At 60.1% G+C, this 10,863-nt stretch carries 11 protein-coding genes; all 11 read right to left on the reverse strand.

Annotation, left to right across the window (positions count from 1 at the left end; all coding sequences use genetic code 11):
• Positions 1-3 precede the first annotated feature (3 nt).
• Genes I3K84_RS20775 through traC form a run of 11 tightly spaced genes read right to left on the reverse strand, consistent with a single transcriptional unit; the run spans position 4 to position 10,846 of the window.
• The gene (locus I3K84_RS20775; RefSeq protein ID WP_009242099.1) at positions 4-1,410 is read right to left on the reverse strand and encodes a conjugal transfer protein TraH; all 1,407 of its coding nucleotides are present in this window, start codon (positions 1,408-1,410) and stop codon (positions 4-6) included.
• A gap of 10 nt (positions 1,411-1,420) precedes the next feature.
• Positions 1,421-2,245: a conjugal transfer protein TraF gene (locus tag I3K84_RS20780; protein ID WP_196996194.1), complete on the reverse strand. Its 825-nt coding sequence runs from the start codon at positions 2,243-2,245 to the stop codon at positions 1,421-1,423.
• A gap of 4 nt (positions 2,246-2,249) precedes the next feature.
• Positions 2,250-2,612 carry a hypothetical protein gene (locus tag I3K84_RS20785; RefSeq protein WP_009242097.1) on the reverse strand — a complete coding sequence of 121 codons (363 nt, stop codon included), beginning with the start codon at positions 2,610-2,612 and terminating at the stop codon, positions 2,250-2,252.
• Positions 2,609-3,892: a conjugal transfer protein TraN gene (locus I3K84_RS20790; protein WP_231403502.1), complete on the reverse strand. Its 1,284-nt coding sequence runs from the start codon at positions 3,890-3,892 to the stop codon at positions 2,609-2,611. Before I3K84_RS20790 ends, I3K84_RS20785 begins: the two co-directional genes overlap by 4 nt.
• Positions 3,862-4,935 carry a conjugative transfer aggregate stability protein gene (locus tag I3K84_RS20795; protein ID WP_196996195.1) on the reverse strand — a complete coding sequence of 358 codons (1,074 nt, stop codon included), beginning with the start codon at positions 4,933-4,935 and terminating at the stop codon, positions 3,862-3,864. Before I3K84_RS20795 ends, I3K84_RS20790 begins: the two co-directional genes overlap by 31 nt.
• Positions 4,932-5,708, reverse strand: a complete 777-nt coding sequence (trbC, locus tag I3K84_RS20800) for a type-F conjugative transfer system pilin assembly protein TrbC (protein WP_196996196.1) — start codon at positions 5,706-5,708, stop codon at positions 4,932-4,934. The genes I3K84_RS20795 and trbC overlap by 4 nt, the downstream gene beginning before the upstream one ends.
• Entirely contained in the window at positions 5,708-6,709 is a 1,002-nt protein-coding gene (gene traU, locus I3K84_RS20805; RefSeq protein WP_196996197.1) for a conjugal transfer pilus assembly protein TraU, read from the reverse strand. Before traU ends, trbC begins: the two co-directional genes overlap by 1 nt.
• Complete coding sequence (traW, locus tag I3K84_RS20810) at positions 6,706-7,344, reverse strand: type-F conjugative transfer system protein TraW (RefSeq protein ID WP_196996198.1); 639 nt, start codon at positions 7,342-7,344, stop codon at positions 6,706-6,708. The genes traU and traW overlap by 4 nt, the downstream gene beginning before the upstream one ends.
• Positions 7,331-7,807 (reverse strand): S26 family signal peptidase, encoded by a 477-nt coding sequence (locus tag I3K84_RS20815; RefSeq protein WP_009242091.1) that lies wholly within the window; start codon positions 7,805-7,807, stop codon positions 7,331-7,333. Before I3K84_RS20815 ends, traW begins: the two co-directional genes overlap by 14 nt.
• A complete protein-coding gene (locus tag I3K84_RS20820; RefSeq protein WP_196996199.1) occupies positions 7,807-8,232 on the reverse strand; it encodes a hypothetical protein in 426 nt (141 codons plus the stop codon). Before I3K84_RS20820 ends, I3K84_RS20815 begins: the two co-directional genes overlap by 1 nt.
• Positions 8,225-10,846: a type IV secretion system protein TraC gene (traC, locus tag I3K84_RS20825; RefSeq protein WP_196996200.1), complete on the reverse strand. Its 2,622-nt coding sequence runs from the start codon at positions 10,844-10,846 to the stop codon at positions 8,225-8,227. Before traC ends, I3K84_RS20820 begins: the two co-directional genes overlap by 8 nt.
• Positions 10,847-10,863: the final 17 nt, after the last annotated feature.

Here is a 10,863-nt window from a genome sequence, read left to right on the forward strand (position 1 = left end):
CCCTTAGCGCAGGCTCTTGCCGAAGGCGAGCGAGTTACGCAGCGTCTGCGACAGGTTGGCATTCAGCGCACGCTCCATGTACTGCACCTCCTGGGCGATGTTGTAGGTGCTGATGGTCTGCGAGTAGGCAGTGGCCAGCACCTGCTTTGCCGCGCGCGAAATTTCCTCCAGCTCGGGCTTCATCTTGCCCAGCTCGGCGGCCTGGGTGGCATCGGCTGCGGCAGAGAACTTCGCCATCGCGCCGCGCAGGTCGGTGACGGCACGCTGGATGTAAACCTCGGCGTATTTGGCGGCGATCAGCTCCTGGTAACGGCCAATCAGCGCGTCGGCCATCGAGGTGTTGTTGAGGGTCGTCGTCACGGCCAGCATCTTGTAGATGGGCAGATCGGTTGCGTTCAGGAAGCCGATGGTGGCCGCCATGTCGTCGTGAGCTGAACGGTTGGCGATCTTGTCGGAGATTTTTTCCATCTTCTCCCGCACCATCGTCTTGAAGCTCTTGGTGGTCACTTCATCCTCGGTCGGACTCAAGCAGCCGTCCGCGCTGGTGGTGTCGCAACGCCAGATCGGCACCGTGATGGTGTCGGAGGTGGTACGCGCACCCACCAGGGCCTCCACCGTGATTTCCTTGCGCAGCAGCGGGATAGGCAGTTGCGGGGTGTCGCCGGTCGGGAAAATCATGCTGCCGATCATCGACATCAGGATCATGCGTTGCTCGTCGGTGACGCCATCGAGCTTCTTGAGCGCCTTCCAAACCACGTTGCCGGTCGGGAGCTGGTCTTTCGCCTCGGGTCGCGCGCTGGCCGCCGAGTTCACCGTTTGGTTGGCCCGGCTTTCACTGTTCATCACGTTTGTCCAAGCGTCGGTGATGTTCTCGAAAATGTTGGTGTCCACACCGAAGTTCTTGGCCGCGTTTTGCTTGCCGCGCGTCCAGGTGTCGGGCACAGCCGCATTGACGATCCCCTTGGCCGCCTCGCAGGAATCCATGTTGAGACGATTGGCAGCTTGCGCCGTGGCTTGCAGGGCCTGCATCACGTTGTCGCAGGTCGGGCACAGGTTCTGAATGGCCAGCTTGAAGCCGTAGCCCAGGGCATTCGAGCCGATGTTGCGCAGCATGGCCACGAACTGCTCTTTGTTGATGAACGAGAAGCCGCCCGCGAACAGGTCAATGCCGCCGCACCCAGCGTTCCAGCTCGGCGGCGTCACCGTCGCCAGTTGGTAGGTGCGCTTGGGCATCCGCATGAACAGACTGCCCCCGGTGTAGAGGTTCATCGTCTGGCCTTGCAGCACAGCCGGGTTGCTGACGTTGCCTTGAGCATTCACGGAGTCGAAAAGCTCCTGCATGTTCATGGCGTAGGTAGAGGTGGTGAAAGCAAATGCCGTCACCAGCGCCGTTACTTTTTTCAGTAGCATGGGCAGCTCCTTAGAAGTTATCGCCGGGCTTGGTGCCGGTGAGGACAAAAATTCGATTGACGATTTCGGTCAGGGCCATCATTCCGAAGCCCACGGGCGCACGGTCGCCGGTCTGCTTTGAGCCAATGAACAGCGCCGGCACGCGCTCAATCCCCCAAGCCGCAGCTTGCGCGCGGCCGTCGCGGGGGTTCGGGAACTCGGGCAGGCCCATGCCATCGACTGATACCGGCAGCACCTCGATGCCGTACTTGTCGGAAAGCATCTTCAGCGTCGGGGCCATTGCATGGCAGTACGGGCAGTCGCTACGGAAGAAGAAGATCAGCCCGTGCTCCTTGGCCAACATCTTCAGTTGCTGTTCCTCGTTCTGAATGCGGCCTTCGTCGTAAATCTTGATCGCGGAGTTATTGACCGGCCGCTTTTGCGCGTAGTCGAGGCTCGGGTTTTGCCAGACCACGCGCCGCCAGTTGTCAGCGAAGACAGCCCCCTTGTCCTGCGTCATCTGCCAAAGCTCCAGGTAGTCCTTCATGTTCTGGTCGGTGGGGTTCATCACCGCCACGTCTTCCCGGCGCTTCAGTTCTTGTCGCAGTTGCTCGGCGGTCTTGATGTCCTTCAGCTCGATACGCTTTGGCTGGTCAGCCTTGCGGCTAGTCTGCTGCCGTGCCGGTGCCGGTGCCGGTGCCGGCGTCGGCTGCACAGGTTGCGGCTTGGCGTCTTCCATGTCGCAGTACCAGTTGGGCTTGTTCGCATCGCACTGCCAAACAGACGGGTAATCCAGTGACTGCGCATTGGCGTACCCGGACAGCAGGGCCAGCAGGAGAAGGCTTCGCTTCATCATTGGCTTACTCCACGGAAATTGGCGGGGTGCCGTCGAGGCAGTAGTTGAGCTGGGTCTTCAGGATCGCGTCGGTGCGGCCTTGTGGGGTATCCACGTCCTTCTTGGTGAACACCATTTCAAGGCGCTTGCAGTCGGCGCGGCTGAAAGACTTGATGACCTTCGCAGTCACCAGCAGCGGCCCGGTCGAGCGGAATTGGCGCGTGAAGTGCTCGGCCACCTCCCCTTCCATGACGCCGCTGGAGCTGCCGTTGCGGATCGCAGCGGCCAGCACGTCGTGTTGCCGGGTATAGACGGTTGGCCCAGCGAGGCTTTCGCGCGCGAAAGTCGAGCAGGCCAGCAGAATGAGGGCGATAGAGAGAGTTTTCATTGGTCGTAGTAGCTCTGAACTTTTTGGTTGACGGTCTGCTGTACCCGGTTGCTCATGGTCGATGCCGGCACATCCTTGGGCACGATGTCCGCAATGAACTCGGACAGATCAATCCGGGAGAAATCGAGGGCTTGGAGCTGCGCCTGGTTGAAGCCCCCGCAGCTATTCATCGGCATCCCGAGTTGCGCGCGGCCTTGGCGGTTGATGATCTTGGCCAGCTTGGAGTTAAAGCAGCAGTGGCGTTCCTTCTTCTCCACGCAGACCTTGAGCACCTTCTTGCTGCAATACGTCTCGATGTGGACGCACAGGTTCTGGCCGCGCTTCATGGCCATGACCTGCTCGGCGGAATCGCAGCTCAACCATTCCTGCACCAGCATGATTGCCACGGACAGGGCGAAGCTGTACGGGTCGAAACCGACGAACTGGAAGCCGTTGGCAAAGGTGAACTCGAAGGTGAAGCCGTAGAACCCGAATTGCGGGTTGAACACACCATCACCCAAGCCGGATGCCCAGCTATTCATTGCGCCAAGTCCCTTATCGACAAGGGAGCTGTCGAGCTGGCCATACAGCGAGTCGTACATGTACTTGGAACCCAGCACGATGGATTCGCGCCCAGCCTCGCCGGCCGCCTTCATGCCTGCGCCCAGGAGTGCGTAGTTGCTGAATGCAGCGCCGCCACCGGCCGATTTGCAGCAGCTCTTGAGCGTGGTGCCGCCCAAGACCTTGATGCTGCATTCCTCCATGTAGCCCTTGAAGATTTCGACCTTGTTGGGGTCGATTCCGTACACGCCGGCCTCGCGTGCCGCCTCCATCATCACGGCAGCTTGGCCAAAGTCCTTATCAGGCGCGGAACTGGTATCAAAGCACCCGGCCCCGCCGTTCTGGCAGAAGGCGCTTTGATCGCATACCGTTTTCTCGGTGTAGGTTTCAGGTTTGTCGGGGCACTGGTAGCTGCTTTCGTACATCACGCAGGTGCCAGCATCGTCCTTGTCCACGCATTTCGTTCCGATCTGCGCGCACCCACGATCACGGAGCGGCTGGCAGTCGTTGACGGTCGCGGCGCTACGACATTGATAGGTGTCTTCAAAGGCCCAGCATCCTCCGACCTGCTCCACGGTCACATTCAGCCCCTGAATGTTCTTCACAGGAGTGGCATCCACACACACACTGGAAAGCCGCTGGCAATCACCCGCAAACGCAGCCCCGGAAAAGGAGCCGGCCGCAAAGAGAATCAACAAGAGTTTTTTCATCATTGCGCCCTCTGCTCCAAGGTAGAACATTGGTTGTCGATCAATGAACCCAGCATGACCAGCTTCTTGGCCGTGCCGATGATCTTCACGGAGCAAGGCCCAATAGCGTTCGCGTTGGCGCAAACCAGCACGATCTCGTTATCGCCTTCCTTGATGTAGCGGGTAATGTCGAGATTGGGCGCGGTTCCACGGCAACCCCAGTTACAACCGTCGTCGTAGAACGAACCAAAAGAAACACCGCCCGCGCTCTTGTAGACGGTCTGATACCAACCCCACTCGCCATCACCGACATACTCGGAGGTAACGCTTCCGTTCCTCATGTCGCCGTACCCACCGAGTACGTTTTGATAGACCAGCGTGCCATTGATCCAGACTTGGCCGTAGTTGTCAGCCTGATACCAAGTGATCTTGAACCCCTCCGGGGTGCCGCGAACATTGAAGTTCATTGGGAAGGTGCGCGCGCTCCACGTCGGCACTTCAGAACCGCGATTCACATCAAAAGATTGCGTATCGACAATGGTTCCAACATTGGCCGAAAAGCCGCGCTTGCATTTGACGGTTTCGAGTGTCTGCGACTCAGTGCAGGTTTCAGTAACGAACGTCGCAGGATTCTTGACACGCTCAACACGGCATTGCTGCCTGCTCGCACCGGGCACGCTTCCGGGATTATTGATAAGCGACTTCGATCCGGTCAGCAAAGGGTCGGTCGCCTTGTCGATGGTGTACTTAGGACGAGTGGCCGGCGTCTTCGACAAGAAATTGACCGCATCGCACTCCTGCTGCTGAAAGGCATTGGGTGCGCGGTAGCTCTCGCATCCAACCTGCTTATTGGCTCCCACGGCGCCAATCAGGTTCTTGCCCCCTTGGAAGTTGGCCGTCTCAGGCGCGGTTGTTCCGTAATTAGGAAGTTGCTGGCTCCCCGTGGTGCCGTTGACCATGTTGCCGGCAGCACCTTTACCCGTGTTGGCGAAGTCTTTGCCAGCGTTGAAAGCGTCGGCCGGCGTACTGATTGATTGCGCATTGGCCAAACTCGCGGCGACAAGCATTGCGGCGATGGAGATACTCCGTTTCATTGCCCACCTCTCATTTGACGAAGATAGCGAGAAGCCACCGCCTCAAATTGGGGTGCGCGGCGCACAATCTCGTCCAGGGCGTAGTCCAACGAAACATCGCCTGCCACTGCCACAAAGTTGTCAGGCAGGGCGCAGCCCTCGTTATCCACTTGGTCGATAGTCGCGGCCTTGGCCAGCACCATCGTGGGCACCGCCTTGACCTTGTACTTGGTGAAGGCGTTGGGATTCACCAGGACATTGCCACCCTGCTCTCCCAACTCTTGGATGGCCAGCGCCGTATCCTTCAGCGAGTTGTTCTTGAAGCCGCGCAACACCACAGAAGCCCCCACTCGGTTGGCTTGGCTGACGATCCGCTTGAGTGATTCGGCCGGCATCGTGAAGCTGGCGAAAATCATCAGATCGTCCATCTTCCGTGCCTGGGCCTTTTGCTCGTACTGCTTGGCCAGCGCCTCGATGTCGATTCCTGCGCGTTCGGGTGTCGGCACATTGGGGAACACGTTGGCCGCGTTCTTTGTCGCGGGGTTGTTCGGGTCGAACATCTGCTTGCGTTCACTATCCACCCGGCGCATTTCCCGGTCGATGTCGGCCGAGTTGGGCATAGCGCCCGTCTTGGTCTTCGATGCGGGGTTGTTCGGGTTGAACATCTGCTTGCGCTCAAGCTCGATGCGTTGGCGTTCTTGGTCGAGCTGGGATGCGGTCGGCGTGCTCTGTGCCACGCTTTCGCGGGCGAAAGCGGCCAGCAACATCAGCCCGATGACAGTTTTTTTGTTCATCAGAATCCCACTCCCAGGCAGCAGTTTTTCTTGCGGAAAATCATGTAAGCGAAGTCCTCGCCGGCATACGGATAGCTCTTGCCAGCGCCCCAAATCGCGGTCGTGCGGCCATAGGGTTGGCAGCAGCGGCCGTTGATCTTCTCGGTCTGCGGGATCGGGTAGAGCATTTGGTACTTGTATTGGGTCTTGTCCATCACTGGCACCGGATAGATGCCACACAGGCCGTCTTCGCCGGAGGTGCCCCACATCAGGAATTCGCGGTGCAGCTTGGCCGTCATCCGTTGCACCAGGAGCGAACTGGCTTGAACGTGCGAGACGTGGGCTTGCACATGGCCATTGAAGGGGTAGATCGAACCTTGGCAGCCGGCGCACCAGAAAAGCGCGTTACTGCCGAAGCCGGCAGTGGACAACACGCAGTCGCCGGCACACGCAGCCTGTGCGATGGGGTTACCAAACAGGAAGGTTTCCGGGTTCAGCAGCATGGTCAGCTCGTCGTCATTCCACGTCGGATCGACTTCGGTGATGTAGGCCACATCGAAGGAACCTGTCTCCAGGCACGGGTTATCCAGAATCACCTCCAGCCAATACAGGATCGGGTCGGCGTACCAATGAACCTGATAGTTGGACTGCTTGGTGTTGTCCTGCTGCAAACGGATCTCACCTTCAGGGGCGCGGATACCGGGATCGAGTTTGATGCCGCCCAGCGAAACAAAGCAGTACGGGGTGCGGGTCACATCCACGCGCCGCGCCGGCTCCCAAAAACTCGTCTTGATCCCAATGCGCAGCGGATTGGTGCAGGTGCAGAGGAAGCCACTCGGGTTTGCCGTATCCTCCTGGCCCATCGTCATGATCGGCGTGCCGCCCAGCGTGAGCGGGAACAGGCAGCTCCAGCAAATATCGGTGATCGGGTTGGCAAACTTGCCCTGGCACACGCCGGCCATACTTTCGCGCGCGAAAGTCGCCGCGAGCACCATAAAAGCCATTACAAGCCAGCGTTTCATTGCAGCTCCTTCGCGGGAATCTCATCGAGCACAAGCATCTTTCCCTGCTGACGAATCACGGCGGGCACGGCCGTGATGCCGAACCGCTTGGAAAGGGTGCCCTTCTGGTCGTAGAAAACTTGGGTCTTCCAGGCTTTGGTGAGGTCGAGCCAAGACCCAGCAACGAGAATCGGCTTCACCTTGAGCTGGCCGCCCTTGGCCACCAAGCGCCCCACTGCTTCGCGCTGCTCGGGGTCGCGGCCGTCGAAGAAAACCAGCGTCTTCGTCAGGCCGGTCATGTCCAGCGGGTTGATCTTCGTGCCGGCCGGCACCACGATGCGGCCGTCGTCGGTCGTCACCGGCTTGGTGTAGGTCACGGTGGGGTCGATGAAGCGTTGTGCGCGGGCGCGCACGGTGGTGATGCCGTCCACCGGCTTCATGTTCTTGATGCTGCCCATCGAGCGGCGGATGGCTTCTTCCTGCAACCGCTTCAGCTCGCCGCTGCGCTCCTTTTCGCGCAGCTTCTTCATAATCATGTCGAGGGCGCTTTCCTCCCCAATCGGGTAGGTCGGCCCGATACTGCCCAAGCTCGCCGCGTTCGCGGCAGGCAGGATCGAGGCGATCAGCAGGGATGCGATCAGCTTAGAAAATTTCATAGGCCCTCCCGATGACTTCGGCCTGCTTCACGTTGCCGGTCAGCGCATAGCGCGAGTCCAGGCTGTTCGGGTTGGGCGTCGAAACGAAATACTCCCCAGCCCCGATAACCCCCTCTTGCGCGGGCTGGAGAGGCACGCCAGCCTTCGAGAAAGGCTTGGCGGTGCCGATGTATTGGTCATTCACCCAAAACGCGCTGCCGGCCCGTTTAACCGTGTCGCCAGCCACACCGGCCACGCGCTTGATGAAGGTGGTGCCAGCGGGATAGGTCGCACCGCCATGCCAGCGGTAGGCGATCAGCTCGCCCTTCTTCACTTCCCCGCCCTTGTGGATCACGTAGAGGGTGCCGGGCAGGCTGTTGGTCAGGTTGAAGGTGTAATCCAGCCAAGGGGTGGTGGCAGCGGCCAGCGCACCCACGGCGAACACACCCGCGCAAACCGTCCAGTAGATGCGCTTCGCCTTCATCACTTCATCCTCGCCCGGACTTGATCCGTGTAGTCGATGGTCACGCCACCCAGCAGCGCCGCCTTGTTGACGATCACGCAGTTGCACTCTTGCCCCAGCGCATCCACGGTCGCGGACAGCTTCTTGGCAAAGTCGATGGTCAGCTTCTGCGCCACGGCGCGCTGCTCGTCGGTCACGTCGCCGCCCTTCCCGATCACGTCGAGGGTGCGCTTCTGGTCTTCCTCCACCAGCACCTGTAAATCCACGGTGGCCACACGCGCCGGCATGTTGCGGTTGATGACGTAGGCCACTGGCGCGAGCGCCACCAGCGTGAGCAAGGTGGACAGGACGGCCGGGATCACATAACGCATCCGGTCGGCGGCCGGCGCGGCGGCCGCGGTCGGAGCTGGCGTGTCGGGAGTTGGGTTATTGGTCGGTTCAGTCATCTTTCCTCCGGCGCGGGGACAGTTGTTCTTGAGGGGCGCGGCGGGCCAGCATGATTTCCAGGGCTTCCATCGTGGAATGGCCCTGCTCCAGCAGCGCGTTGCATTCGTTGAAGTCCTGCGCGTTGGTCGAAGCCATCAGCAGGGAGAACGGATCGGGGATGTGACGCACCACGGAATCGCCGTTAGGCGAGGAAATGAGCATTTCGCTGAAGCGGCCGCGCTCGGTGCGCAGCGACAGCAGCATCCGCTTCACGGCCGGCGAGAAATTCACCATGCCGTCCTCGATCAGCTTTTCCAGGTTCTTGCGGTCTTGGCGCAGCAGAATCTTCCAGTCGGCGTTGTTGTAGGCCGCCTGGGCCGCATCATTTTTATAGGCGTCTTCGATACCTTGCGTGCCCACACAAAAAATGCCGTTGTACTTACGGGCGCGTCGGTAGCCTTCCTCGATGAACTCTGCGGTTTCCTTGTCGGCCCCCAGGAGCTGCCATGCCTCATCGACCAGACACAGCTTCTTGCGGTCGCGGGTCAGATACATGTCGTGGGCAATGCGCGAGGTCAGCACGAACAGCACCACACGGCGCAGCTCGGGAGCGTTCTTCAGTTCCTCCAGCTCCAGGCCCACCATGTCGGCGTCCAAGCTGATGTTGGCGCGGCCGTTGAAGAAGTCCCCATAGACGCCATCCTTGGTGAACGGCGCGAGCTGCTTGGCCAGCTCGTAGGCTACGCGCTCGGTGCTGCCCGACTCGTTCTTGATGTTGCTCAACAGGTAGTCGCGGATGCGGGTCGGGTTGGTGTCCTGCCCGTAGTCTTGCCAGACGGCGGAAATCGCCTCCCCGATCAGCGCGTACTGGAATTCCGTCAGCGGCGCATTGGGGGACGCCATGCGGCCGATCATTGGCTTGAGCATCCGCATTTCGGACTTGAAATCCAGCTCGTCGTCGGTGCCCACCCAACTGAATGGATTGATGCACAGTTTCGTGCTCGGCGTGAACTCCAGGAAGGTGCCTTTCTGGAGCCGGATCAGGTTCTGATAGCTGCGGCCCACGTCGATCACCCACACCCGCGCACCAATGCCGCGATAGGCAGAAACGACTTCGTTCATGGTCACGGACTTGCCCGAACCGGACACACCCGCCACGAACACGTTGTAGTTGCCCTGCTGGTTGCTGTAGAAGTCGAGGAAGGTAGGGGTTCCACGGCGGCCGAAGAACATCATCACAGGGTCGCCTGCGCCCTTCCATTCGCCAATCACCGGGGCCATGTCCACGGCGTTCACCGTGGTCTTGGACGTGATGAGGCGTAGCTTCTGCAAGTCGTCGCGCACCGTCTCGGTGAGCGTCATGGGCAGGCTGGAATACAGGGCCGTCAGTTGCAGCAGTTGCAGCGGGCAGATCGTGAAGCGTTCGCTGCGCCACACGTTCAGGGCCACTTGGCTGGCCCGGTTGATGACGCGCTTGGGTGCGAACAGCAGCAGCGTGTGGTACAGCTCGCACATGCTGCCCCCGTTGTTGAGCTGGTGCAGCACGATGTCCCAATCATTCGCCTGGGCCTGAAGCTCGGGCTGGAATTCGGCCATCTTGGACTTAGCGTTTTGCTTGGTGCGCGCGGCCTTGATCTGAGCCTTGCCGTCCACCACGTTGGGGTCAAGCGTGAAGACGCCACCGCACACCAGGAATGGGCACGGGTATTGAAGGCCGTCATCGAAAAACGAACCGATGATGTTGGCCATCTCCCACAGCTCTTTCTTCTGCGGGTACTGAAGCACGCCGAAGCCACGCACGGCGATGCGCTTGTCTTCGTCGCCCTGCTTCTCGGGCGGCAGGCCAAACAGCAGCTCGTTGGCCTTCACGCGGACATGCTGGCCAAAGGCCGTGACTTGGTTTTTGATGGATTTCCCGTCGTCGTAGCGCAGATCGGGGAACGGCTCCTTGCTGAACATGCTTTCGGGGTTGAGGATCGGCCACAGGAAGCTAATCAGCCCGTCAGCATCCAAGGGGAAGGACGGCAGGCTTGCCGTGCGCAGCGAAGCGCGCACCGTCTCGCGCAGCTCGTACATTTCCTCCACCAGCTTGGCGTCACGGAAGGAGCCGGCTTTGGTGATGGAGAACAGCAGGCGGATGTTCTTCACCACGTAGTTGTCATTGGGCCAAAGCGGTTTGCCCTTTGCCTTGTAGATGTACTCCACGCGGCGCTTTGCCAGCTCCTGGAAGAACGGCGTGGTCTTGCCGTTGTCCACCGCGATATGGCGTTGATCCATGTACGCTTGGAACTGGTCATCCAGCACCGGGCTACCGAACAGGCACCACTGAATCCCGTAGTGCGGCGGCACCGGGGTAAAGAGCGTATTGAGGCGGCTCGCCATGTCGTCGTCCGCGCCGGTTTGCGCGATGACTTCAAAGCAGAAGGCCACCGAGTTGTCGTTGTAGAAAAGGCCCGTGTCGGGGTCGTATTGGTCGTACTTGAGGATGCTGTGCAGCCCGTAGAGGCTCGTCACCTCGTTGGCGGCCGCCACGGGGGCCGGCTGGCTCCCGACATCCGAGGTGTTGCCCAGCACGGTTTCGTCCCAAAACCGGGCGGCAGCACCCTTTAGCTTGTCCATCATGCTGTCTTGCATTGAATGTTCTCCATGTT

This window comes from Diaphorobacter sp. JS3051 (genome assembly GCF_015832135.1).
GTDB lineage: Bacteria > Pseudomonadota > Gammaproteobacteria > Burkholderiales > Burkholderiaceae_C > Diaphorobacter > Diaphorobacter nitroreducens.

Excerpts from the sequence above, each read along its gene's own strand:
- I3K84_RS20775 (WP_009242099.1), bottom strand. The coding sequence starts at position 1,410 with ATGCTACTGAAAAAAGTAACGGCGCTGGTGACGGCATTTGCTTTCACC.
- I3K84_RS20780 (WP_196996194.1), bottom strand. The coding sequence starts at position 2,245 with ATGATGAAGCGAAGCCTTCTCCTGCTGGCCCTGCTGTCCGGGTACGCC.
- I3K84_RS20785 (WP_009242097.1), bottom strand. The coding sequence starts at position 2,612 with ATGAAAACTCTCTCTATCGCCCTCATTCTGCTGGCCTGCTCGACTTTC.
- I3K84_RS20790 (WP_231403502.1), bottom strand. The coding sequence starts at position 3,892 with ATGTTCTACCTTGGAGCAGAGGGCGCAATGATGAAAAAACTCTTGTTG.
- I3K84_RS20795 (WP_196996195.1), bottom strand. The coding sequence starts at position 4,935 with ATGAAACGGAGTATCTCCATCGCCGCAATGCTTGTCGCCGCGAGTTTG.
- trbC (WP_196996196.1), bottom strand. The coding sequence starts at position 5,708 with ATGAACAAAAAAACTGTCATCGGGCTGATGTTGCTGGCCGCTTTCGCC.
- traU (WP_196996197.1), bottom strand. The coding sequence starts at position 6,709 with ATGAAACGCTGGCTTGTAATGGCTTTTATGGTGCTCGCGGCGACTTTC.
- traW (WP_196996198.1), bottom strand. The coding sequence starts at position 7,344 with ATGAAATTTTCTAAGCTGATCGCATCCCTGCTGATCGCCTCGATCCTG.
- I3K84_RS20815 (WP_009242091.1), bottom strand. The coding sequence starts at position 7,807 with ATGAAGGCGAAGCGCATCTACTGGACGGTTTGCGCGGGTGTGTTCGCC.
- I3K84_RS20820 (WP_196996199.1), bottom strand. The coding sequence starts at position 8,232 with ATGACTGAACCGACCAATAACCCAACTCCCGACACGCCAGCTCCGACC.
- traC (WP_196996200.1), bottom strand. The coding sequence starts at position 10,846 with ATGCAAGACAGCATGATGGACAAGCTAAAGGGTGCTGCCGCCCGGTTT.